General features: G+C 71.1%; 22 protein-coding genes. 12 read left to right on the top strand and 10 right to left on the bottom strand.

Features of this window, described 5'->3' with window-relative positions:
- The 9 genes from FBZ89_RS04755 to FBZ89_RS04715 are packed head-to-tail and all read left to right on the top strand — an operon-like array spanning window position 1 to window position 8,047.
- Window positions 1-444, top strand: a complete 444-nt coding sequence (locus FBZ89_RS04755; protein WP_145748857.1) for a prepilin-type N-terminal cleavage/methylation domain-containing protein — start codon at window positions 1-3, stop codon at window positions 442-444.
- 27 nt (window positions 445-471) lie between these two features.
- Complete coding sequence (locus tag FBZ89_RS04750; RefSeq protein WP_186457200.1) at window positions 472-1,038, top strand: type II secretion system protein; 567 nt, start codon at window positions 472-474, stop codon at window positions 1,036-1,038.
- On the top strand, window positions 1,035-1,742 hold the full coding sequence (locus FBZ89_RS04745; RefSeq protein ID WP_145748855.1) for a prepilin-type N-terminal cleavage/methylation domain-containing protein: 708 nt from the start codon (window positions 1,035-1,037) through the stop codon (window positions 1,740-1,742). Before FBZ89_RS04750 ends, FBZ89_RS04745 begins: the two co-directional genes overlap by 4 nt.
- Window positions 1,743-2,765 (top strand): PilN domain-containing protein, encoded by a 1,023-nt coding sequence (locus tag FBZ89_RS04740; RefSeq protein ID WP_145748854.1) that lies wholly within the window; start codon window positions 1,743-1,745, stop codon window positions 2,763-2,765.
- 1 nt (window position 2,766) lies between these two features.
- Window positions 2,767-3,372: a GspMb/PilO family protein gene (locus tag FBZ89_RS04735; RefSeq protein ID WP_145748853.1), complete on the top strand. Its 606-nt coding sequence runs from the start codon at window positions 2,767-2,769 to the stop codon at window positions 3,370-3,372.
- Window positions 3,350-4,108: a hypothetical protein gene (locus FBZ89_RS04730; RefSeq protein WP_145748852.1), complete on the top strand. Its 759-nt coding sequence runs from the start codon at window positions 3,350-3,352 to the stop codon at window positions 4,106-4,108. Before FBZ89_RS04735 ends, FBZ89_RS04730 begins: the two co-directional genes overlap by 23 nt.
- Window positions 4,105-6,411, top strand: a complete 2,307-nt coding sequence (gene gspD, locus FBZ89_RS04725) for a type II secretion system secretin GspD (protein ID WP_145748851.1) — start codon at window positions 4,105-4,107, stop codon at window positions 6,409-6,411. The genes FBZ89_RS04730 and gspD overlap by 4 nt, the downstream gene beginning before the upstream one ends.
- 11 nt (window positions 6,412-6,422) lie before the next feature.
- A complete protein-coding gene (locus tag FBZ89_RS04720) occupies window positions 6,423-7,280 on the top strand; it encodes a type II secretion system protein GspK (RefSeq protein ID WP_186457199.1) in 858 nt (285 codons plus the stop codon).
- Window positions 7,280-8,047: a prepilin peptidase gene (locus tag FBZ89_RS04715; RefSeq protein WP_186457198.1), complete on the top strand. Its 768-nt coding sequence runs from the start codon at window positions 7,280-7,282 to the stop codon at window positions 8,045-8,047. Before FBZ89_RS04720 ends, FBZ89_RS04715 begins: the two co-directional genes overlap by 1 nt.
- A 3-nt stretch (window positions 8,048-8,050) precedes the next feature.
- Here FBZ89_RS04715 and FBZ89_RS04710 read toward each other — a convergent pair whose 3' ends face one another.
- The 4 genes from FBZ89_RS04710 to FBZ89_RS04695 are packed head-to-tail and all read right to left on the bottom strand — an operon-like array spanning window position 8,051 to window position 10,283.
- The gene (locus tag FBZ89_RS04710; protein ID WP_145748848.1) at window positions 8,051-8,428 is read right to left on the bottom strand and encodes a hypothetical protein; all 378 of its coding nucleotides are present in this window, start codon (window positions 8,426-8,428) and stop codon (window positions 8,051-8,053) included.
- A 15-nt stretch (window positions 8,429-8,443) separates the two neighbouring features.
- Complete coding sequence (locus FBZ89_RS04705; protein WP_145748847.1) at window positions 8,444-9,187, bottom strand: permease prefix domain 1-containing protein; 744 nt, start codon at window positions 9,185-9,187, stop codon at window positions 8,444-8,446.
- The gene (locus FBZ89_RS04700) at window positions 9,180-9,518 is read right to left on the bottom strand and encodes a PadR family transcriptional regulator (RefSeq protein ID WP_145748846.1); all 339 of its coding nucleotides are present in this window, start codon (window positions 9,516-9,518) and stop codon (window positions 9,180-9,182) included. The genes FBZ89_RS04705 and FBZ89_RS04700 overlap by 8 nt, the downstream gene beginning before the upstream one ends.
- Window positions 9,519-9,533: 15 nt before the next feature.
- A complete protein-coding gene (locus FBZ89_RS04695; RefSeq protein ID WP_145748845.1) occupies window positions 9,534-10,283 on the bottom strand; it encodes a hypothetical protein in 750 nt (249 codons plus the stop codon).
- A 310-nt stretch (window positions 10,284-10,593) separates the two neighbouring features.
- Between FBZ89_RS04695 and FBZ89_RS04690 the strand changes: the two genes are divergently transcribed.
- On the top strand, window positions 10,594-12,171 hold the full coding sequence (locus FBZ89_RS04690; RefSeq protein ID WP_145748844.1) for an aldehyde dehydrogenase (NADP(+)): 1,578 nt from the start codon (window positions 10,594-10,596) through the stop codon (window positions 12,169-12,171).
- An 88-nt stretch (window positions 12,172-12,259) separates the two neighbouring features.
- On the top strand, window positions 12,260-13,186 hold the full coding sequence (locus tag FBZ89_RS04685; RefSeq protein WP_145748843.1) for a Gfo/Idh/MocA family protein: 927 nt from the start codon (window positions 12,260-12,262) through the stop codon (window positions 13,184-13,186).
- A 98-nt stretch (window positions 13,187-13,284) separates the two neighbouring features.
- On the opposite strand, the gene FBZ89_RS04680 is transcribed toward FBZ89_RS04685, so the two are convergent.
- From FBZ89_RS04680 to ytfQ, 6 genes are read right to left on the bottom strand one after another with little or no spacing between them, the layout of a single operon-like run.
- The gene (locus FBZ89_RS04680; RefSeq protein WP_145748842.1) at window positions 13,285-15,093 is read right to left on the bottom strand and encodes an IlvD/Edd family dehydratase; all 1,809 of its coding nucleotides are present in this window, start codon (window positions 15,091-15,093) and stop codon (window positions 13,285-13,287) included.
- A gap of 56 nt (window positions 15,094-15,149) precedes the next feature.
- Entirely contained in the window at window positions 15,150-15,884 is a 735-nt protein-coding gene (locus tag FBZ89_RS04675; protein WP_145610299.1) for a FadR/GntR family transcriptional regulator, read from the bottom strand.
- A gap of 9 nt (window positions 15,885-15,893) precedes the next feature.
- Window positions 15,894-16,952, bottom strand: a complete 1,059-nt coding sequence (yjfF, locus tag FBZ89_RS04670; protein WP_145748841.1) for a galactofuranose ABC transporter, permease protein YjfF — start codon at window positions 16,950-16,952, stop codon at window positions 15,894-15,896.
- A gap of 11 nt (window positions 16,953-16,963) precedes the next feature.
- The gene (locus FBZ89_RS04665) at window positions 16,964-17,974 is read right to left on the bottom strand and encodes an ABC transporter permease (RefSeq protein WP_145748840.1); all 1,011 of its coding nucleotides are present in this window, start codon (window positions 17,972-17,974) and stop codon (window positions 16,964-16,966) included.
- On the bottom strand, window positions 17,971-19,503 hold the full coding sequence (locus FBZ89_RS04660; protein ID WP_145748839.1) for a sugar ABC transporter ATP-binding protein: 1,533 nt from the start codon (window positions 19,501-19,503) through the stop codon (window positions 17,971-17,973). The genes FBZ89_RS04665 and FBZ89_RS04660 overlap by 4 nt, the downstream gene beginning before the upstream one ends.
- On the bottom strand, window positions 19,503-20,456 hold the full coding sequence (gene ytfQ, locus FBZ89_RS04655) for a galactofuranose ABC transporter, galactofuranose-binding protein YtfQ (RefSeq protein WP_081486693.1): 954 nt from the start codon (window positions 20,454-20,456) through the stop codon (window positions 19,503-19,505). The genes FBZ89_RS04660 and ytfQ overlap by 1 nt, the downstream gene beginning before the upstream one ends.
- A 338-nt stretch (window positions 20,457-20,794) precedes the next feature.
- On the opposite strand from ytfQ, the gene araD1 reads away from it, so the two are divergent.
- Complete coding sequence (araD1, locus tag FBZ89_RS04650; protein ID WP_145748838.1) at window positions 20,795-21,790, top strand: AraD1 family protein; 996 nt, start codon at window positions 20,795-20,797, stop codon at window positions 21,788-21,790.
- Window positions 21,791-21,974 lie beyond the last annotated feature (184 nt).

Here is a 21,974-nt window from a genome sequence, read left to right as displayed (position 1 = left end):
ATGATGCTGGCCGAGGTCCCACCGCGGCATGCGGCCGGCTTCACGCTGGTCGAGGTGCTGGTCGTGCTGGTGATCCTGGGCATCCTGGGGGCGGCCTTGGCGCTGGGTATCCAGGACCGCCTGCCCGGCCTGCGCTTCGGCGCCGCCGTTTCCGCGCTTGAGGATGAGCTGCGCAACCGCCAGGTGGAGGCCATGGTGACCGGCCAGCCGGTGGCCTTTTCCCTGGATGACTTGAAGCATCCCGCCGGTGGCGCCGCCGGCCGGCGGCTGCGCCGTATCGCCGCCGTGACTCTGGCCATCGACGGCGCCGATGCCGGCCGGCCCGGCGCCGTGGTCTTCCTGCCCGGCGGCTGGTCCCCCGGCGCCGAAATCCGCGTCAGCGAGGGCGACCGCGCCGCCACCGTGCGGGTGGACTGGCCGCTGGGCACGGTCCACCGGGAATAGGAAGGGGCCAGATTGACGGGAATGCCCATGCGCCGCTCAAACGCCGCCCTCAAGCGCCGGGCGCCTGCATCCGCGGGCTCGGCTTCCCCGCGTTTCAGTCCGCTACGCTCCCTAAAACGCTGCGGCGGCCGCAGTCGCGGCCTACAGCGGCATGAGGCCAGGCCGCATGCCGCCGGCTTCACCCTGCTGGAAATGCTCATCGCCCTGGCCATCTTCGGCCTGGGCACGGCGCTGCTGATGCAGTCCGCCTGGTCCGGCGCCTGGGCGGCGCGACAGGCGTGGGGGGAGACGGCGGCCCTGCGCCTGGCCCAGTCGGTGGCGGCGGAGGCGGGCGTGGCCATCCCGCTGGCCGGCCGGCCCACGGACGTGCCGCTGGAGGGGATGGAAGGGAGCCTGCCCTATCGTGTCAAAATTGTGCCGGTGGCCGTTTCCCCGACCGGCGGCCGGGACTATCGGGTAGAAGTCCGCGGCATGGCCCCGCCGCCCCAGACAATTACAGGCACAATCACCGGCGCGCCTGGGACGGCGCGGGGAACGGAGGGGCCCGTATTGGCGGTCGTCACCAGCCGGGCCGTGGTGGACGACACGCGATGACGGCGACGGCCCGCCCGATCCTAAATATCCCCAGCGGCTGCTTCAACGGCCGCCCCAACGGCCGCCCCAACGGCCGCCAGGGCATGACCCTGGTGGAGGCGCTGGTGGCCTTGGCCCTGCTGGGCATGCTGGCTGTGGCGGCCGTGGGCCTCCTGCCCCTGATGAACCGCATGGCCGACCGTAGCGGCGCCCTGCAGCGCGCCGCCGCCGACCTGGGCCGGGTGCATGACTTCACCCGCTTCCTGGTGACCAACGCCCTGACGCCTGGCGACCTGGGCGCGGCCGGGGCGGACATGCCGCCACTGGAACGCGATGCCCGGCATTTCGACGTGCTGGCGCCCCTGCCCGCCGGCTTGGGCCGGGGCGGTCTCTACCGCATCGCCCTGACGGTGGAGGGGCCGGCCGGCCATCTGGCCCTGCGCCTGCGGGTGGCGCCCCTGCGCCCTGACGGCCCGCCGCCGGGCGACGGCGTGCTGGTCGGCGGCGCGACCCGCATCGCCTGGTCCTATTTCGATGCGCAGGCCCACGCCTGGACCGACCGTTGGACGGATGCCACCCGGGCCCCGGCCCTGGTGCGGCTGGACGTGGCGCTGGCGGGGGGGGAAGCGCCCTGGCCGCCCATGATCGCCGCTCCGCTGGTGCGGGGTGGGGTGCTGTGCGCCTACGATCCCGTGCAGGGCGGCTGCCGCCCCGGGGGGGCCTAGATGCCCACCCTGGCCAGCCGCCTGAAACGCCTGGCCGTGCTGGCCATGGACGGATTGGCCGACGGTGTCGTCGCGGCCTTGCCGCGCCGCTGGCGCCAGCCGCTGGGGCTGGAGGTGCCGGTCGTGTTCGTGCCGCCCGGCGGCGCCGGCGTGACCGCGCCGGCGGGGCACTCTCCCGTGCGCCTGGTCCTGGATCCGTCGGACGTGCACACGGTGGACGTGCCCTTGCCCAAAGGCGGGCTGGGCGGTGCCGTCGTCGACGCGCGCGGCTTCGTTGAGATGCAGGCCCATCGCTTCATGCCCTTGCGCCCCGATCTGCTGGCCTGGGACGTGGTGATGGTGCCGCCAGGCGACGGGGGCGGGACCGCATCCGCCTATATTGCCCGCGTCTACATGGTGCGGCGGACGGTGCTGTCGGCGGCGCTGGCCTCAGCGGTGGCGGCGGGCCTGACCTTGGCCGGTGTCACCGCGTCGGTGGCCGGCGGACGGGCGCCGGAATTCCTCCGCTTCAATACCCTGCGTGTGCGCCGGCGGGCCTTGGGGATGGCCATGGTCGCCGGCCTGTTCTGGCTGGCCCTGCCCATTCCCTTCGCGGTCGCCATCTGGATCCTGGACCAGCAGACCGCCAACGTGGAGCAGAAGCTGGCGGCGGTGGCCAAGGAAGCGCGGGCCGCGCAGGACCTGCGCGACCGCATCCTGTTCCTCAGCCCCGACGCCCCCGCGACCGCCGTGCTGCTGGCCCAGCCGGGCCGGGGCCAAGTGCTGGACGAGTTGGCGCTGGCCCTGCCCGACAGCGTCTGGCTGAAGGACGTGACGCTGACGCCCCAGGCGGTGACCCTGCAGGGCCGGGCATCCGACCTGCCCGACGTGCTGGCCCGCGTCCGGGCGGCCGGCCCCTTCACCGATCCGCATTTCGCCGACCCCGCCGATGCCGCCCCGCCGGCCGCGCCCGTGGCCGGCCAGTCCGGCGGCCCGGTGCGCGACTTCACGCTGACGACCAGCCTCGCCGTGGGGAGGCCCTGAGATGGCCGCCGCCGCCCCCCGCCCCCTGTTTGTGCTGGCCATCGCCCTGTGCCTGCTGGCGCTGCCGCCCTACCTCTACCTGGCGCCCCTGGTGGATGGGGTGCAGGAGGCTGCCACCCGCCGCGTCGCCCGCCTGGATCAGCTGGAAGGCGCTCGCGCCCTGCTGAGCCAGCGTGATGACCTCAGCCGCCGGGCGGCCCTGTTCGACCAGGCGCTGGGGACACACACCCTGCTGCGCAGGGGCGCGGATGTGGCGGCGGTGCAGGCCGATGCCGAAGGTGACATTCGCGGCGCCCTGCGGCAGGCCGGCGTCACCGTCCGCGCCCTGACGGCGCGATCGGACGCGGGCCGCGGCGCCTATCGCCGCATTCACCTGTCCGTGGCGGCGGAGGGAGACGCCGTGGCCGTGACCAACGCCGTGGCGGCGCTGGACGGCGTGCGCCCCCGCTTGCTGCTGCGATCCGTGCATGTGCATGCCGACGCGACGGAACCGGCGGCGGCCGGGCCCAGTTTCGGCCGGGCGGCGCATGGCCCCGCGCCGGGCGAGGACCGTCCCGTGACCCTGGAGCTGGAGATCGACGTCTATGCCGACCTGGCCGCCTCTTGACCGGCCCGCGCTGATGCTGGCGGCGACCGGCCTGGCGGTTGGCGCCGGCCTGGCGCTGGTGGTGGCCGTCGATGCGTCGGACCAGCCGGTGCGGGCCCGCGCGCCGTTGCCGGCGGTTCCGGCGCTGGCCGGCCCCACCGCCATGGGCCTCTCCGCTGAGCCGGGAGAGGCGGCGCGGCGCCCCCTGTTCACGCCCGACCGGCGGCCCCCCCCGAAGGGAGGGGGGGCGGTGGCGCCGGATGAGCCGGACCTGCAGGTGACGGGCGTCGTCACCGGCGCCGCGGGCGGGGCCGCCACCGGCCTGGACCGCAAGACGCAAAAGCCGTTCAGCGTGCGCCTGGGCGATGACCTTCAGGGCTGGACGGTGGCGGCCATCGGCCGCGCCACCCTGCGCCTGCGCCGGGGGGCGACCGTGCGCGACTATCCCCTGGTCCTGCCGCCGCCGCCCACGGCAGGCGCGCCCATCGCCCCCCCGGCGGCACCCGCGTCCACGCCCACCCCTACCCCCACGTCCGGCACCCCCGCCGCGCCCTCTGCCCCCGCTACGCCCCCTACCACCGGCGCGCCGCCGCCATCCGGGGCGCCGCCGGGGCCGACGGCGCCCTCAGCCAAGCCTTCCGGGGCGCCGCCGCCGGCGACCGGTCCCGCCGCCGCCAATCCGCCGCCGCCCGATCCCCAGCAGTTGGATGCCCAGCCCAGCCATCCGCCCTCCCGCACGCCCAGGCAGCAGCCATGAACCCAGTCCGACCCAGTGCTCCGCCCCGCCTGCTGTTCGCCGCGTGCCTGGCCTTGTTCGGCTGTTCGGAAAGCACCGTGACACGCGGGCCGGGCACGCCCTTGCCCTCCTCCCCGCCCGCCGCCACCGCCCCGGTCAGCAGCGTCATCGGCCCCAGCGCCCCGCCGCCGCGTGCGGCGGCGCAGACGGTGACCGGCACGGGGCAGCTGGTGCGCCAGACCCGGCCGGTGTCGGGCGTGACCCCGGCCGGCGCGGACGCGGGCGAGCCGGTGGAGATGAACTTCGTCAACGCCGATGTCCGCTCGGTCCTGGACGCCGTGCTGGGCGGCATGCTGGGCCTGAACTACACCATCGATCCCAAGGTGCAGGGCCAGGTGACCATCCGTACCACCCGGCCGCTGGCGAGGGGGCAGGCGCTGGCGGCGGTGGACGCGGCCCTGCGCACCCAGGGCTTCGCCATCATCGGCGGCGATGGTTTCTACCAGGTGGTGCCGGCGGCCGACGCCGCCGGCCAGGCGCCGGTGCAGACCCCCTCGGCGGCGGAGCGCACGGCGGGCTTCAGCACCGCCATCGTGCCCATCCGCCATGTCTCCGTGGCGGAACTGGACAAGATCGTCCACCCCCTGACCCGCCAGGGCTTCATCCAGCTGGCGGACGCCGGCCGCAACATCTTCATCGTCAACGGCACGGCGCATGAGATCGAGTCCTTCACCCAACTGGTCGCCAGTTTCGACGTCGACTGGCTGGCCGGCCTGTCCTTCTCCCTCCATACCCTGCAATCGGTGGAACCGGCCCGGCTGGAGGCTGAGTTGCGCCGCGTGCTGCAACTGGACGGGGGGCCCTTGCAGGGCATGATCGATTTCGTGCCCATCAACCGGCTGAACGCCCTGCTGGTGGTGGCCAAGCGGCCTGAGCTGCTGCCCACCGTGGGCACCTGGATCGACCGGCTGGACCGGCCCGGCCCCGACGGCGGCAAGGTCGTGCATTTCTATGAGGTGCAGAACGGCTCCGCCGTGGAACTGGCCAACGCCCTGAACCGGCTGGTGGGCCGCGCCGGCGCCGAGCAGCAGCAGGCGGCGGAGCAGCAGGGCCGGGGGCGGGCCGGCGGCCGGTCCACGACGACGACCACGGCGATGACCGCCAGCCGGGGGGGCCTGTCCACCGGCGCCAGCGCCAGCCCGCCCAGCGGCAGCGCCGCCACGGGCGCTTCCGGTTCCGCCGCCAGCGCGCCGCCCAGCCCCGTGGCCAGCGGGGCCACCCTGCCCGGCGCCGCGGGTGAGGGCGGAGGGGACGAGGATGGGCTGTCGGAACTGAAGGGCGTGCGTGTGGTGGCGGATGAACGGCGCAACGCCCTGCTGATCTTCGGCTCAGGCGCGCAGTATGCCCTGCTGGAACAGGTGCTGACCCGCCTGGACGCGCCGCGCGAGCAGGTGCTGATCGAGGCGACGATCGCTGAGGTGACGCTGAACGATCAGCTGAACTTCGGTGTTCAGTGGTTCCTGGACCGGGGCAGCAGCACGGCGGGCTTTTCCAACACCAACGGCGCCACGGTGGGGGCCAGCTACCCCAACTTCAACTACACCTTCCTGACCCCCAATACCCGGGTGGTGCTGAACGCCCTGTCCAGCGTCACCGACGTGCAGGTGCTGTCGGCCCCCCGGCTGATGGTGCTGAACAACGAGACCGCGCGCCTGCAGGTGGGGGACGAGGTGCCGGTGGTGGTGCAGTCGGCCACCAGTACGCTGACCAGCGACAGCGCCGTGGTGAACTCCGTCGAATATCACGACACCGGCGTGATCCTGGAGGTGACGCCCCGCATCAACCGCAGCGGCGCCGTGGTGCTGGACGTGAACCAGGAGGTCAGCACCGTGACCACCACCACCACGTCCGGCATCGACAGCCCCACCATCCAGCAACGCAAGATCACCAGCGTGGTGAACGTGCAGGATGGGGAGACGGTGGCCCTGGGCGGGCTGATCAGCGACACCTCCAGCCGCAACGGCGCGGGCATACCCTACCTGCGCGACATCCCGGTGCTGGGCAAGCTGTTCGGCACCGATGGCCACACCAAGGGCCGGACGGAGCTGCTGGTCTTCCTGCGCCCGGTCATCGTGCGCGACGCCACCCGGGCGCGCGAGGTGACGGACGCCCTGCGCGCCAGCATGAGCCGCCTGGAAATCTTCGCCGGCGCCACCGGCGGCACGCCGGCACCGCCGCCGGCCGTGGTGCCGCCCCCGGTACAGACCATGCCCTTGCCGGCCACGCCGCCGTCTTATGAGCCGGCGGCGCCCACGGGTCGATGATGGCTGGGAGTATGCCCAGGGAAATGGAGACCGGGCGGGACGGCTACGCCCTGTTGCTGGTCCTGTTTCTGCTGGCCATGGCCACGGCGGTGGGCCTGGTCGTCATGGGCAACGGCCTGTCGGCGCGCAAGCTGGCGCGCGTCGCCTCCATCGCGGCGGGGCAGGACCAGCGGGCGGCGGCGGCCACCTGGGTGGCGCTGGACGCCCTGCTGGCGCAAGGGGATGCCGACATCCCGCCGCCGCGGCGGCTGGTGCTGGACGGCCAGGCGCTGACCGTCACCGTGGTGCCGGAAACCGGTCGCATCGACCTCAATGGCCTGTCGCGCAAGGCGTTGGCCCAGGCCATCCATACCCTGGGCTTCTCGGAAGGCCAGGCGTTGAAGGCGGCCGATGCCATCGCCGCCTGGCGCGGCATGGACCCGCCGGGGGCGAACGGCCTGGACCTGACCATTGATCCCGTGCGCGCCCTGTGGTCGCTCGAGGATCTGGATGCCATCCCGGGCTTGGACCCGGATGTCGCCGCCTGCCTGCGCCGCTGGGGCACGGTTTATGCCCGGGGGCCCTTCCATGGCTTGGCGCCCCTGGTGCGCCGACCTGGCGCGAAGCCGGCGGCGGGGGAGGAACGGGGCGAGGGGCCGCTGGGCCTGGTCGCCGGCGGCATGGTGCGGGTGACGGTGGCGGAGGAGGGGCGGCCCCAGGTGCGGCGTAGCGTGCTGCTGTATCGCGGCGTGGGTCGGCAGGCGGCGGGGTCCGGCACGGATGCCGAGTCCCCCTGGCTTACCCTGGAATGGCAGCGCCCCGTCCTGGCCGGCCGCGACGCCTGCGCCGTGACGGATCGTATGGGGACCGACCGGGCCGGGGTTCCCTGATGGGCGCGGCGGAAGACAGCCTGTGGACGGCGCTCTCCCTCATGGCCGCCGCCCTGCTGGGCCTGGTGGCCGGCAGCTTCGCCATGGCGCTGGCCTGGCGCCTGCCACGCGATGAGCCGTGGGTGACGGGCCGGTCGCGCTGTCCCGCGTGTCGCACGCCGCTGACGCCCTCGGCCCTGGTGCCGGTCTTCTCCTGGCTGGCGCTGGGCGGGCGGGCGCGCTGCTGTGGCGCCCCCATCCCGATGGCCTATCCGGTGGGGGAGGCGCTGGCCGCGCTGGCCTTCATGGTGGCGGTGGCGCGCCTGGATTGGGGGCCGGAGACGGCGTCCTTGGCCCTGCTGGCCATCTTGCTGCTGGCCGGCGCCGTCATCGATCTGCGCCACCGCTATCTGCCCGATGGCCTGACCCTGGCGGCGGCCCTGTTGGGCCTGGGGTGCAGCCTGGCGGGCTGGACCGTGGCGCCGTTGCCTGGCTTGGCGGCGGCCGTTCTCGTCGCCCTGCCGCTGCTGGCGATGCGCTGGGTCCTCAGCCGGCGTTTGCGCCGGGTGGCGCTGGGCCTGGGGGACGTGAAGCTGTTCGCGGCCGCCGCCTGGTGGATCGGCCCGGCCGGCATGCCCTGGCTGGTGCTGCTTTCCGCCGGCCTGGGCCTGGCGTTCTATCCGCTGTGGTGGCTGGCCAGGCGCTACCGGGGGGAGGAGGCGGCGGAAATGCCCTTCGGCCCGGCCATCGCGCTGGCCTTCTACGGGCTGGCCTGCTTCAACCTCTGATCGTCACTTGTCGCCGGTGTAGGCGGCGCGGCACTCGCCCACGTTGGCGCAGTTCAGGGACTGGGCGCCTGCCACGGTGCCGGTGTTCGCGGTGTTGTTGCGGGTCAGGCGATCGCCCCGGCTGACGCGCGGCGGCTCGGGGGCGTAGATGCCCTTCAGCCGGCCGTATTCTTCGTCATGGAAGGCCTTCACCTCTTCCGGCGAGGGCAGGAAGCTGGGGGTGACGATGATATCCGCGCCCATGGTCGCGTCTTGGCCCGGGTTCGTGGCCGGGCCGGCCGCCACCGGGGCGCCGCTCTGCGCCCTGGCGGCACCCGGCGACAGGGCGGCCGCCAGGATCAGCGCGAGCCGGCCCGCGCTTTTGATCGATCGCAGTGTCATGATCCGCCCCTTGGGTCAGCTTGGTATCAAGGCGTCGTCGTCGCTGGCGTACTCCGTCACCGCCTTTTGCCAGAAATGCCAGGCGATATAGGGTGCCAGGGTCAGCAGCAGGTTGATGGCGATGTGCCGCAGGCAGTCGTTCAGGCCGGGCCAGGGCGTGGCCAAGGCGAAACGGATTTCCAATTCCATGATGCCGTGCGGGTCGGCCGGCCGGATGAAGTCCAGGGTGCCGCTGCCGCCGATGATGCCCACGATCAGCATGGCGACGCTGGGCCACAGCGCCGCCATGCGCTGGCGGGTGGCCATCCAGGCGAAGACGGCTGCCAGGGCCAGGGGCAGGACCAGGCCGTGAACATAGGTGATGGTGGCGAAGGCGCTGTCGAACCAGTCGGGCAGCACGGGCCGGGCGTCCGGTGTGGGGCGGTGCGTTTCCACGATGGCGGCGACGGCGGCGATGGCCAGCCCGTATGTCATCGCCACGCCCAGCATTGACCCCAGGCCGTAGACCGCCCAGGGTGCGCGGGCGCCCCACGATCGGAAATCGCCGCGCGCGACCATCGCGCGGACAAGGTCGTCGGCCGTACCCAGGCGGGCCAGGGCGCGGCTGTGTGCCTCGTCCGGGGCCAGGCCGGCGGCCCGTTCCTCGTCCGCCAGGTCGGCGGCGTGGTCGCGCAGTTCCGCGACATAGCGGCGGGCGTGGCGGGGGGCGATGCCGGCGGTCAGCAGCCGGTGGCGCAGGGGGCCGAACATCTCAGGCATGCTGCACCCCGACCAAGATGGACTGGATGGCGTCGGTCAGGCGCGACCAGTTGCCGGCAAGGTCGTCCAGGCGCTGGGCCCCGGCGGCGGTCAGGGCGTAGTAGACGCGGCTGCGGCCGTTGACGGTCTTGCGGCTGGAGGACAGGGCGCCGTCGCGTTCCAGCGCGTGCAGCACCGGATAGATCACGCCCTCACCCAGGGCGATGGCGTCGCGGCTGCGCTCCCGGATGGCCTGGACCAATTCGTAACCGTACATCTCCTTCTCCCGCACCAGGCGCAGGATCAGCAGTTCGGGCACGCCGCTCATGAAGTTGGAATTATTCTCTGCCATGGGACGTCTCTTGTCTCAGGTCTCGATCAGGTGGCCATGCTCCGGGCCGCCGGGGCTGGGGGGAACGGCCTTGCGCCAGATATGCCAGGCCAGGTAGGGCACCAGGGTCAGCAGGAGGATCGCGGCGATGTGTCTGAGTGCTATGTCCAGGTTCACGTAAGGGCAGATGAAGGACCAGCCGACCACCAGCTCGACATAACCATCCGGCACCTTGGGCAACTGCACCTCCGCCACGCCGGCGCCGCCGACAATACCGACGATCAGCAGCGCGACGCTGGGCCATAACGCCGGCATGCGCTGGCGGGTGGCCATCCAGGCGAGGGCGCCGCCGACCAGCAGGGGCAGGACCAGGTTGTGCAGATAGCCCAGGGTCATGGTCGCGACACCAAACCAGGGGGGCAGTATGGGGTGGGCGCCGGGGGCGGGGCGATGCGCCGCCAGGATGCCGACGATGGTGCCCAAGGCCAGGCCGTAGGTGGCCAGGACACCCAACAGCGGGGCGATGCCATAAACCGCCCACGGCGCGCGGGCGCCCCAGGACCGGAATTCACCGCGCTGAAGCAGCGCCTGGGCCAAGACCTCCTGCCCGCCCAGGCGCTTGAGCGCCAGCGCCTGCGCCTCCCGCAAGGGCAGGCCCGTGGCCATTTCCTCCGCCGCCAGGTCGGCGGCATGCTCCCGCAGCTCCATGACATAGCGGCGCACGTGGCGGGGGGCGACACCGCCTGTCAGCAGGCGTTCACGCAGGGCATGGAACTGGTCGGACATGCGCGTCTCCTGAGCCGGGGAGCGACGGCGCCCAGGCGCCGAATAATACCTTGCAACGCGAGGTATCATGCCTTGTGCTACAAGGTATGGCAAGGGCCATCCGCCATGGCTGCCCCGCCATTGCATGTTACCGGTATCAGGCCTACATTCCCGATCGCGACCGTCGATGCCGCACGCCCTCGAATGATCCAGCCTTAAGGCACGTCCGCCGGGGAAGTGTGGATTTATCGTACAAATTTGGCTAACAAGGGGCGGCGCCCCGGCAACAGGCCACCCGTCGGGGGGGCCACCAGAGGGATAGGAACACCAGATGTCTTTGCACGGTAAGCTGCTGATCGGCAGTGCCCGCGTCGCCACCGACGCCACCTTCACCGCCATCGATCCCGCCACCAATGGGGCTCTGGACACCGCCTTCGCCCAGGGTGGTCCCGACCATGTGGCCCAGGCCTGCGCGCTGGCCTGGGACGCCTTCGACACCTTCCGCGAAACCAGCCTGGAGCTGCGCGCCAGCCTGCTGGAAAAGATCGCCGACAACATCCTGGCCCTGGGCGACGCCCTGCTGGAGCGTGTCGGCCAGGAAAGCGGCCTGCCGCGCGCGCGCCTAGAAGGCGAGCGGGGGCGTACCATGGGCCAATTGCGCCTGTTCGCCAGTGTGGTGCGCCAGGGTGACTGGCTGGGCGTGCGCGTCGACCCGGCCATGCCGGAGCGCCAGCCGCTGCCCCGCGCCGACCTGCGCCTGCGCCACATCGCGGTGGGCCCGGTGGCCGTGTTCGGCGCCAGCAATTTCCCCCTGGCCTTCTCCGTCGCTGGTGGCGACACCGCCTCGGCCCTGGCCGCCGGCTGCCCGGTGGTGGTGAAGGGCCATCCCGCCCACCCCGGTGCCAGCGAGATGGTGGGTGAGGCCATCGCCGCCGCCGTCAAGGAACTGGGCCTGCCCGAGGGCGTGTTCAGCCTGCTGAGCGGCACCACCAACGAGCTGGGCGGCGCCCTGGTCGCCGACCCGCGCATCAAGGCCGTGGGCTTCACCGGCTCCCGCGCCGGCGGCCTGGCCCTGGTGCGCATCGCCCAGAGCCGTCCGGAGCCCATCCCCGTCTACGCGGAAATGAGCAGCATCAACCCCGTGCTGCTGATGCCGGCCGCCCTGAAGGCGCGTGCCGAGGCCCTGGGCCAGGCTTTTGTCGGCTCGCTCACCATGGGTGCCGGCCAGTTCTGCACCAACCCGGGCCTGATCATCGCCGTCGAAAGCCCGGATCTGGAGCGCTTCATCGCCGCCGCCACCGAGGCCGTGGCCAAGACCACGCCCCTGGTCATGCTGACCCCCGGCATCGCCAAGGCCTACAAGCAGGGCGTGAAGGCCCTGGCCGACAGCCCCAGCACCACCATCCTGGCCCAGGCGGCCGAGGGTGAGGGCAACACCTGCTCCGGTGTGCTGTTCAGCGTGACGGCGGCCGACTTCCTGGCCGACCCGGCCCTGGCGCACGAAGTCTTCGGCTCGTCCTCCGTCATCGTCCGCTGCCCGGACATCGACGCGGTGAAGGCGGTGCTGGAGGGCCTGGAAGGCCAGCTGACCGCCACCCTGCACCTGGACGAAGCGGACCATGACGCCGCCGCCGCCCTGCTGCCCACGCTGGAACGCCGCGTCGGCCGCATCCTGGCCAACGCCTGGCCGACGGGTGTCGAGGTCTGCCATTCCATGGTGCATGGCGGCCCGTACCCGGCCACGTCCGACGCCCGCTCCACCTCGGTGGGTACGCTGGCCATCGACCGCTTCCTGCGCCCGGTCTGCTACCAGGACCTGCCGGACGCGCTGCTGCCGGCGGCGGTGAAGCATGGCAATCCGCTGGGCCTGAACCGCCGCGTCGATGGTGTGGTGCAGGCCGCCAAGTAAGTCGCCGCTGGGGGCGGGCCGGGAAACGCGGCCCGCCCCTTCCTCATAAAAAACAGGGGAGCCCCGAGAGCGCATGTCACCAGAGCGCATGTCACCGATCAAGATCGGCCTGGTGGGCGTGGGCAAGATCGCCCGCGACCAGCACCTGCCCGTCATCGCCGCCAATCCGGACTATGAACTGGTGGCCGTGGCCAGCCGCAACGCGACGCTGGACGGCGTGGACAGCTACGGCAGCCTGGACGCCCTGCTGGACGCCCGGCCCGAGATCGAAGCCGTCGCCCTCTGCACCCCGCCGCAGGGGCGCCACGCCCTGGCCCGCCACGCGCTGGAGCGCGGCGTCCACGTGCTGCTGGAAAAGCCGCCGGGCGCCACCCTGGCCGAGGTGCACGACCTGGTGGGCTTGGCCAAAGACAAGGGCCTGGCCCTGCTGGCCACCTGGCATTCCCGCTACGCCCCGGCCGTGGAACCGGCCCGCGCCTGGCTGGCGGGCCGCACGCTGAAATCGGTGTCGGTGTCGTGGAAGGAAGATGTGCGCCATTGGCACCCGGGCCAGGAGTGGATCTGGCAGCCGGGCGGCCTGGGCGTGTTCGATCCCGGCATCAACGCCCTGTCCATCATCACCCACATTCTGCCCCGTCCCCTGGTGCTGAAGGCCGCCACGCTGGAATTCCCGGCCAATCGCCAGGCCCCCATCGCCGCCCAGCTGGACTTCCAGGACCTGTCCGGCGTGCCGGTGCGGGCGGAGTTCGACTGGCGCCAGACCGGCCCGCAAAGCTGGGACATCGTGGTGGAGACCACGGACGGCACCCTGGCGCTGAACCGTGGCGGCGCCGCCATGAGCATCGACGGCGTGGCCCATCTGGAAGAGCCGGAGGCGGAGTACGCCAACCTCTACGCCCTGTTCAGCCGTTTGGTCCGTGACCGCCAAGTGGACGTGGACCTGGCCCCGCTCAGCCATGTGGCGGACGCCTTCCTCTGCGGTCACCGCGTGCTGGTGGAAGAGTTCCACGACTGAGCGGGGTCGCTCAGGCTGGAATGATCAATCGCCCATAAGAAAAGGCGGCGGTGCCATGCCAGCACCGCCGCCTTTGTCTCAATCTCTCAATCCGCGCCTCAGTGATTGTCGCGCGGGATGCCGTTGGTCTGGGCCACGCGCTGGTACTTCACCGCCGGTTCCAGCACGGCGCCGTCGCCCAGCTGGCCGACCATGCCGCGCTGGATCTCCTGCCAGGGCGTCTGGCTGGCCGGGTACTGGTAGCCGCCGGCGGCCTCCAAGGCCTGGCGGCGGGCGGCCAGTTCGGCGTCGCTGATCAGGATGTTGGCGGTGCCGGCCTTAAGGTCGATGCGCACCCGGTCGCCCGTCCGCAGCAGGGCGATGGTGCCGCCGGCCGCGGCCTCCGGCGAGGCGTTCAGGATGGAGGGGGAGCCGGAGGTGCCGGACTGCCGGCCGTCGCCGATGCAGGGCAGGGCGGTGATACCCTGCTTGATCAGGTAGGCGGGCGGCCGCATGTTCACCACCTCGGCCGCGCCGGGATAACCCACCGGGCCGGCGCCGCGCATGAACAGCAGGGTGTGGGCGTCGATGCCCAGCGCGGGGTCGTCGATGCGGTGGTGGTAATCCTCCGGCCCGTCGAACACCACGGCCCGGCCCTCGAAGGCGTCGGGGTCGTCGGGGTTGGACAGGTAGCGGTCGCGGAACTCGTCAGAGATCACGCTGGTCTTCATGATGGCGTTGTCGAACAGGTTACCGCGCAGCACCAGGAATCCGGCGTCCTTCTTCAAGGGCTTGTCGAAGGGACGGATGACGTCGGGCAACTTGATCTCGGCGTCACGGCAGTTGTCGCCGATGGTCTTGCCGTTGGCGGTCAGGGCGCCTTCGTGGATCAGGCCCTGCTTCATCAGTTCCGCCACCACGGCCGGCACGCCGCCGGCATGGTGATAGTCCTCACCCAGGTACTCGCCCGCCGGCTGCAGGTTCACCAGCAGCGGCACCTTGTGGCCATGGGTCTGCCAATCCTGCAGCTCCAGCTCCACGCCAATGTGCCGGGCGATGGCCGCCAGGTGGATGGGGGCGTTGGTGGAACCGCCGATGGCGGAGTTCACCACGATGGCGTTCAGGAAGGCTTCGCGCGTCATGATGTCCGAGGGCTTCAGGTCCTGGTTCACCATTTCGACGATGCGCTTGCCCGTCTCGTAGGCGATCTGCTGGCGCTCGCGGTAGGGGGCGGGGATGGCGGCGGAGCCCGGCAACTGCATGCCCAGCACCTCGGCCAGGCTGTTCATGGTGGTGGCCGTGCCCATGGTGTTGCAATAGCCGGTGGACGGGGCGGAGCTGGCCACCAGCTCGATGAACTTGCGCTGGTCGATCTCCCCAGCCGCCAGCATCTGGCGGGCCTTCCACACGATGGTGCCGGAACCGGTGCGCTCGCCATTGTGCCAGCCGTTCAGCATGGGGCCGACGGACAGGGCGATGGCCGGGATGTTGACCGTGGCGGCGGCCATCAGGCAGGCGGGCGTGGTCTTGTCACAACCGATGGTCAGCACGACGCCGTCCAGCGGGTAGCCGTGCAGCAACTCCACCAGGCCCAGATAGGCCAGGTTGCGATCCAGGCCGGCCGTGGGACGCTTGCCGGTTTCCTGGATGGGGTGGACGGGGAATTCGATGGCGATGCCGCCGGCCTGGCGGATGCCCTCGCGCAGGCGCTGGGCCAGCACCAGGTGGTGGCGGTTGCAGGGGCTGAGGTCCGACCCCGTCTGGGCGATGCCGATGATGGGCATGCCCGACTGCAGCTCATCCAGCGTCAGGCCGTAGTTCAGGTAGCGCTCAAGATACAGCGCCGTCATGTCCGGATTGTCGGGGTTGTCGAACCAGGCGCGGGACCGCAGTTTGGGCTTGCCGTTGGAAGGATCGGACGACGTCATTGCGGGGCTTTCTTCAGGAATGCGGTCAAGGCGTTGAATGGGAAGGCGGGGGAACTTCAGGCGGCGTCGGGGTCGGGCAGGTCCAGCCGGCCGAACCCGGAGTCGATGACGGCCAGCATGGCGTGCGCGGCGGCCGCGCTGTCGCCCGCCTCGATGGCGTCGGCGATGGCGGCGTGGCTATCGACCACCTCCTGCTGCAGGACGGTTTCATCCACGGGGGACGAGAGTGAGAACGAGGCCAGCAGCGCCGCTTCGATCACCGCCGCCAGCGACCGCATCATGGGGTTGCCGGAGGCGGCGCTGACCGCGACGTGGAAGGCCAGGTCCGCTTCGGCGAAGCTGCGGCGGTTGTGCCCGGGCTCCGCCATGCGGGCGACGGCGCGGCGCATGTCGGCCAACTGCTCGGGCGTGCGGCGCTTGGCCGCCAGGGCGGCCGCGCGCGGCTCCACCGCGCTGCGCATCTCATAAAGGTGGCGGCGCATGGCGTCGTCCAGGCCCAAGCTTACGCGCCAGGACAAAAGGTCGGCATCGAAGAAGTTCCAATGCGTCGGGTCCTGCACCTTGGTGCCCACCCGTGTCTTGGAGACGACCAGCCCCTTGGCCGCCAGCGTTTTCATCACCTCCCGCAACACCGTGCGCGAAATCTGGAAGCGGACCAGCAGGTCCGGCTCCGGCGGCAGGTTCACGCCCACGGGCAGGGCGCCGCTCAGGATCTCCATGCCCAGGGTGCGCACGATCTGTTCATGGTGCGACAGGGGACGTTCAGGCGATGACCAGGTCGAAAGGGTCATGGGGGCGGCTCAGCTGGCGGACGGCGCGGCGGCGCCGGAGGAGGGACGGGAGGCGGGGGCCGACGTGGCCTGATTGGGCGTGTTGGGCGCGGCGGGGCCCGCCCCCGACCGGCCATACCGGGCGGAGGCCACCAAAATCAAGCGCTGTACGGCGATGAACAGGAAGAGCAGGGCCCCGATGGCGATTTTGGTCCACCAGCTGGACAGTGTGCCGTCGAAGGTGATCCACGTCAGGATCAGCCCCTGGATCAGCACGCCGATGAAAGAACCGGCCACGCCACCCACGCCGCCGGTCAGCAGCGTGCCGCCGATGACCACCGCCGCGATGGCGTCCAGTTCCACCCCCGTGCCCGTCAGGGCGTAGCCGGACCGGGTATAAAGGGAGAAGACGATGCCGGCCAGCGCCGCCATCAGGCTGCAGAAGGCATGCACCAGGATGGTGGTCCGGCCGGTGTTGATGCCCATCAGCTGGGCGAAATGGCCGTTGCCGCCCAGGGCGAACACCTGGGCGCCAAAGCGCGTGCCGTGCAGCAGGATGCCCCCGGCCAGGAAGGTCAGCAGCATGATGCCGGCCACCAGCGTCAGCCGCCCGCCCCCGGGCAGGGCCAGGGCGGCGCCCGCCAGGATGTCGTAGGCGGCGTTGTGGATGGGGATGGAATCGGTGCTGATCAGCAGGGCGCAGCCCCGGGCCAGGAACATGGCCGTCAGGGTGACGATGAAGGCCGGCGCCTTCAGGTAATGGACGGCGGCCCCCACGCCGGCGCCGAACAGGCCGCCCAGCGCCAGCACCAGGGCGAAGGCCAGCGCCGGGGGCAGGCCGGCGCCCTCGATCAGGCGGGCCAGCGCCACCGTGGTCAGCCCCATGACGGCGCCCACCGACAGGTCGATGCCGCCCGCCACGACCACCACGGTCATGCCGACCGCCAGGATGCCCAGGAAGGCGTTGTCGGTCAGCAGGTTGCCCATGACGCGCAGACCCAGCATGGCCGGATATTGCACGGCGCACACGGCATAGATCAGGACGAAGACCACCACCGTCGCCAGCAGCGGCAGGGTACGCGTATTCACGATCCGGCCCATCACGCCCGGGCCTCCTTGTTCTTGAGGCGGGCCATGAGGCGGGTGGCCATTGGCCGGAAGGCGGGTGATTGCTGGGTCAGCACGGCAGCCACCACCAGCGCCATCAGCACCAGGTTCAGCTCCGGCGGCAGGCCCGCCCGCAGGATGGCGGTGCGCATGGCCTGCAAGACCAGGGCGCCCAGGACGGAACGGCCGATGCTGAACCGTCCGCCGTAGAGGCTGGTGCCGCCGATGACCACGGCCAGGATGGCGTCCAACTCCAGCCATAGGCCGGCGTTGTTGGCGTCGGCCCCCTTGATGTCGGCGGTGGCGATCAGGCCGGCCAGGGCCGCCATCAACCCGGACCAGACGTAGACGGCGCCCAGCACCAGGCCGGTATGGACGCCGGCCAGGCGGCTTGAGCGCGGATTGGTGCCCACGGCCTCGACGAACAGGCCCAGCGCCGTCGCCCGCACCAGCAGGCCGGTAAGACCCGCGGCGGCCAGGGCCAGCACCACGGGCAGGGGCAGGGCCGCCAGTGTCGCGCCGGCCACGGCGATCAGGTGCGGCTCGGTGAAGGTCAGGATGCGGCCCTCGGTGATCAGCTGGGCGATGCCGCGCCCCGCCACCATCAGGATCAGCGTGGCGACAATGGGCTGCAGGCGGAACACCGCGACCAGCAGGCCATTCCACAGGCCGCAGGCCAGACCGGTGCCCAGGGCCGCAAGAATGGCGGCGGGCCAGGCCAGCCCCGCGTTCACGCCTGCCGCCGCGACGGCGCCGGATATCGCCATGATGACGCCCACCGACAGGTCGATGCCGCGCGTGGCGATGACCGGGGCCATGCCCACGGCCAACAGCATGACCGGCGCCCCCCGGTTCAGGATGTCGATCAGGCCGCCGAACAGCCGGCCGTCCTGCAGGCGCAGATCCAGGAAGCCCGGTGCCACGAAGACATTGACCAGCAATGCCAGCACCAGCAGGGCCAGTTGCGGCCGCGCCGCCTTCAGGCGTTGTATCACGGCGTTCATGCCGCACCCTTGGTGTGATGGTCCGCCGCGATGGCGTTGACGATGGCGGCGGGGGTGATGGATTCCCCCTCCAGCAGGCCGGCGGGAGCGCGGTCGCGCATGACCAGCACGCGGTCGGAATAGGCGGCCACCTCCTCGATTTCCGAGGAGATGACGTAGAGCGCCATGCCTCGGTCCCGCAGGTCCTCCAGCAGGCGCACGATCTCGGCATGGGCGCCCACGTCGATGCCGCGCGTGGGCTCATCCAGGATCAGCAGGCGGGGTTCGGTGGCCAGCCAGCGGGCCAGCAAGGCCTTCTGCTGGTTGCCGCCCGACAGCAGCTGGATGGGCTTTTCCGCATCCGGCGTGCGGATGTCCAGCAGCTTGATGTAGCGGTCGGCCAGTTCGTGCTGCTGCGCCGTGGACAGCCGTCGCCACCAGCCGCGCTTGGCCTGCAGGGCCAGCACGATGTTCTCGCGGATGCTGAGGCCGGCGACGATGCCGTCCAACTTGCGGTCCTCCGGACAGAAACCGAAGCCCAGGCGGATGGCGTCGCGCGGGCTGCGCAGGGTGACGGCCTTGCCGTCGACCAGCAACTGGCCTTGGTCGGCCGTCTCCACCCCGAATAGCAACAGGGCGGTTTCCGTGCGGCCGGAGCCCAGCAGGCCCGCGGCGCCCAGCACGGCGCCGGCGTGCAGCTCCGCGTCGAAGGCGCCCACCAGGCGGCGGCGGCCCAGGCCTTCCGCCCGCACCAGCGGGGCGCCGGCGGGGGTGGCCGTGGCCGGACGGCGGCTCAGGTGGCTTTCCGCCGTGGGCGTCTTGCCCAGCATCATGGCCACCAGGTCCAGGCGGGGCAGGTCGGCGGTTCGCCGCTCCCCCACCAGCCGGCCGTTGCGCAGCACGGTGATGCGGTCGGTCAGGGCATAGACCTGGTCCAGGAAATGGGTGACGAAGACGATGGCCAGGCCCTGGTCACGCAGGCTGCGCAGCAGGGTGAACAGGGTCTGCACCTCCGCCGTGTCCAGGCTGGCGGTGGGTTCGTCCAGGATCAGCACCTTGGCCGACAGGTCCACCGCGCGGGCGATGGCGATCAACTGCTGCACGGCGGTGGAAAAGTCGGACAGCGGCCGGCTGGCGTCAATGGTGAGGCCGAAGCGGCGCAGCAGGGCCGCGCCCTCCCGATTCATGCGCGACCGGTGCACCAGCCCCCAGCGCGTGGGCTCCCGCCCCAGGTACAGGTTCTGCGCCACCGACAGGTTGGGCAGCAGCGTGATCTCCTGATAAACGGCGGCGATGCCGGCGCGCACGGCGCCACCGGGCCCATCCGGGTCGATGTCCACGCCGTCCACGGTGATGGTGCCGCCGTCACGCGGCTGGGCGCCCGTCAGCAGGTTGATCAGCGTGGACTTGCCGGCGCCGTTCTCCCCCAGCAGGGCGTGGATTTCGCCCGCCCGCAGGGTCAGGTCCACGCCGTCCAGCGCGCGCACCCCAGGGTACTGCCGGGTCAACCCCCGGGCCGCGAGCACCACCGGGGGTGGGGTGACCGCCATCAGTACAGATCCTTGCGCCGGGCGTATTCGGCGGCGGCGGTGTCGGGTTCATACAGCTTGGACGGCGTCTGCACCCACTTGGGCGGCGGGGCGTGGTCCTTGCGGTAGGCCAGCAGGATGTCATAGGCGCGCGGCGCCATGTCCGGGGCCAGTTCCACCGTGGCGTTGGCGTCGCCGTCGGCCATGGCCTTGAAGATGTCGGGCACGCCGTCGATGGAGACGGTCAGGATGTCGGTGCCGGGCTTCAGCCCCGCCTCCTTGATGGCCTGGATGGCGCCGATCATCATGTCGTCGTTGTGGGAATAGACGGCGCAGATGCTGCCCGGCGCCTCGGCCTTCAGGAAGCCCTCCATGACCTCCTTGCCCTTGGCACGGGTGAACTCGCCCGACTGGGTGCGCACCAGGTGCAGGTTGGGGGCGGTGGCGATGGCCTCCTCGAAGCCCTTCTTGCGGTTGGCCACCAGGCTGGCGCCCACCGTGCCCTGGATTTCCACGATGCGGCAGTCGCGGCCCTGCACCTTGCCCGCCAGCCAGCGGCCGGCCACGCGCCCCTCCTCGATGGTGTCGGAGGTGACGGCCGTCAGATAGAGGTCGACGTTGGGCGTGTCGATCTGCCGGTCCAGCAGGATGACGGGGATGTTGGCGGCCTTGGCCTCGCCCAGCACCTCATCCCAACCGCTGGAGACCACGGGGGCCAGCAGGATGGCGTCCACGCCCTGCGCGATGAAGGACCGCACGGCCTTGATCTGGTTTTCCTGGCGCTGCTGCGCGTCGGAGAATTTCAGGGTGATGCCCCGCTGCTCCGCGCCCTGGCGGGCCAGCTTGGTCTCCGCGGCGCGCCAGCCGGATTCCGACCCGATCTGGGAAAAGCCCACGGTCAGGCCCTTCTTGTCGCCGCTGTCGCATCCGGCCGCCAGGCTGCCCAGCAGCACCGCCGTCCCGATACCCAGCATCCGACGCGCCAGACCCTGGCGAGAGATTTTCCGGCTTCCCAGCAGCGTTTTCATATCCATCCCTGTGTCATGTTCACCCCGTCGGGGCCGTCCGCCGGCTATCCTTATCCAGGAGATGGCGGCCGTTTGTTATGGGTCATATGATATTATTTATGGAGGCTACTCAAGCCCCTTTGCATCCCTGGACGTCGTCCCCGTGTGACGAAGTCGCTTGCCCCTGAAAAGGGCTTGGACTAGACAGAAATAGTATTATTAAATGAGCACGTCTAGCCCTCTGGTGCCGTCATCCCGGCCGGGCGGACCCACAGTCACGCAAAACAATCGTCAGGGAAACACCCATGGTCCTGCGTCTCCTCCAATATGTCGACGGCACGGGCGCCCGTGCCGTCGCCGCCCGCCACGATGATGGTCCGGCGCGCACGGTGCCGGATGTCGCCAGCGTTTATGAGCTGGCGCAGCGGGCCATCGCCGCCGGCACGGGCCTGGCGGCGGTGGTCGAGGCGGCGGGCGTGGGTGGCCCCGTGGACCTGGCCGCGCTGGTGGCTGAGGGTCGCCTGCTGGTGCCGCTGGACCATCCCGATACCGCCCACCTGCTGGTCACCGGCACGGGCCTGACCCACCTTGGGTCGGCGGAGGGCCGGGACAAGATGCACAAGGATCTGGCCGATCCCGCCAAGCAGACCGACTCGATGCGCATGTTCCGCCTGGGTCTGGAGGGCGGCAAGCCGGCCGCCGGACAGGTGGGCGCGCAGCCGGAATGGTTCTTCAAGGGGGATGGCGGCATCGTCACGGCGCCCGAGGCGCCGCTGGCCTCCCCCGCCTTCGCCCTGGATGGCGGGGAGGAGCCGGAGATCGTGGGCCTCTACGTCATCGGTCCCGACGGCACGCCCTTCCGCCTGGGCCACGCCCTGGGCAACGAATTCTCCGACCATGTGACGGAGCGGCAGAACTATCTCTACCTGGCGCATTCCAAGCTGCGCCCCTGTTCCTTCGGGCCGGAGCTGCTGGTGGGGCCGCTGCCGGCCGACATCCGGGGGACGACGCGCATCGTCCGCGACGGCCAGGTCGCGTGGGAAAAGCCCTTCCTGTCGGGTGAGGCCAACATGTGCCACAGCCTGGCCAACCTGGAACACCACCACTTCAAATACGCCGGCTTCCGCCGCCCCGGCGACGCCCATGCGCATTATTTCGGTACCGCCACCCTGTCGTTCAGCGACGGGTTCACCACCCGGCCGGGCGACCGGTTCGAGGTGGAAGCCGCACCCTTCGGGCTGCCGCTGCGCAACCCGCTGGCGGTGAAGGACGCGGAAGCGGTGACCGTGACGGCGCTGTAAGCGCCACGGGTCGCGCACCAGCGCCCATCCTATTCCGGATGGGTGGTTTTTAACGGCGACGCCTTTGCAACCGCCCTCCCCACCGGGGGAGGGCGGCTTTTGGCGTCTGTCTGTCGTGATGCGAGTTAACTATTTGAAGCTACGCAAAGTTTGGTCGCCGCTGATGCGTCGGCGACACACTTTC

This window comes from Nitrospirillum amazonense (assembly GCF_007828045.1).
Taxonomy (GTDB): domain Bacteria; phylum Pseudomonadota; class Alphaproteobacteria; order Azospirillales; family Azospirillaceae; genus Nitrospirillum; species Nitrospirillum amazonense_C.
This window is presented reverse-complemented; position numbering and strand designations above follow the sequence as displayed.

Coding starts and splice junctions, on each gene's coding strand:
- FBZ89_RS04755 (WP_145748857.1), top strand. CDS start 1: ATGATGCTGGCCGAGGTCCCACCGCGGCATGCGGCCGGCTTCACGCTG.
- FBZ89_RS04750 (WP_186457200.1), top strand. CDS start 472: ATGCGCCGCTCAAACGCCGCCCTCAAGCGCCGGGCGCCTGCATCCGCG.
- FBZ89_RS04745 (WP_145748855.1), top strand. CDS start 1,035: ATGACGGCGACGGCCCGCCCGATCCTAAATATCCCCAGCGGCTGCTTC.
- FBZ89_RS04740 (WP_145748854.1), top strand. CDS start 1,743: ATGCCCACCCTGGCCAGCCGCCTGAAACGCCTGGCCGTGCTGGCCATG.
- FBZ89_RS04735 (WP_145748853.1), top strand. CDS start 2,767: ATGGCCGCCGCCGCCCCCCGCCCCCTGTTTGTGCTGGCCATCGCCCTG.
- FBZ89_RS04730 (WP_145748852.1), top strand. CDS start 3,350: ATGCCGACCTGGCCGCCTCTTGACCGGCCCGCGCTGATGCTGGCGGCG.
- gspD (WP_145748851.1), top strand. CDS start 4,105: ATGAACCCAGTCCGACCCAGTGCTCCGCCCCGCCTGCTGTTCGCCGCG.
- FBZ89_RS04720 (WP_186457199.1), top strand. CDS start 6,423: ATGCCCAGGGAAATGGAGACCGGGCGGGACGGCTACGCCCTGTTGCTG.
- FBZ89_RS04715 (WP_186457198.1), top strand. CDS start 7,280: ATGGGCGCGGCGGAAGACAGCCTGTGGACGGCGCTCTCCCTCATGGCC.
- FBZ89_RS04710 (WP_145748848.1), bottom strand. CDS start 8,428: ATGACACTGCGATCGATCAAAAGCGCGGGCCGGCTCGCGCTGATCCTG.
- FBZ89_RS04705 (WP_145748847.1), bottom strand. CDS start 9,187: ATGCCTGAGATGTTCGGCCCCCTGCGCCACCGGCTGCTGACCGCCGGC.
- FBZ89_RS04700 (WP_145748846.1), bottom strand. CDS start 9,518: ATGGCAGAGAATAATTCCAACTTCATGAGCGGCGTGCCCGAACTGCTG.
- FBZ89_RS04695 (WP_145748845.1), bottom strand. CDS start 10,283: ATGTCCGACCAGTTCCATGCCCTGCGTGAACGCCTGCTGACAGGCGGT.
- FBZ89_RS04690 (WP_145748844.1), top strand. CDS start 10,594: ATGTCTTTGCACGGTAAGCTGCTGATCGGCAGTGCCCGCGTCGCCACC.
- FBZ89_RS04685 (WP_145748843.1), top strand. CDS start 12,260: ATGTCACCGATCAAGATCGGCCTGGTGGGCGTGGGCAAGATCGCCCGC.
- FBZ89_RS04680 (WP_145748842.1), bottom strand. CDS start 15,093: ATGACGTCGTCCGATCCTTCCAACGGCAAGCCCAAACTGCGGTCCCGC.
- FBZ89_RS04675 (WP_145610299.1), bottom strand. CDS start 15,884: ATGACCCTTTCGACCTGGTCATCGCCTGAACGTCCCCTGTCGCACCAT.
- FBZ89_RS04665 (WP_145748840.1), bottom strand. CDS start 17,974: ATGAACGCCGTGATACAACGCCTGAAGGCGGCGCGGCCGCAACTGGCC.
- FBZ89_RS04660 (WP_145748839.1), bottom strand. CDS start 19,503: ATGGCGGTCACCCCACCCCCGGTGGTGCTCGCGGCCCGGGGGTTGACC.
- ytfQ (WP_081486693.1), bottom strand. CDS start 20,456: ATGCTGGGTATCGGGACGGCGGTGCTGCTGGGCAGCCTGGCGGCCGGA.
- araD1 (WP_145748838.1), top strand. CDS start 20,795: ATGGTCCTGCGTCTCCTCCAATATGTCGACGGCACGGGCGCCCGTGCC.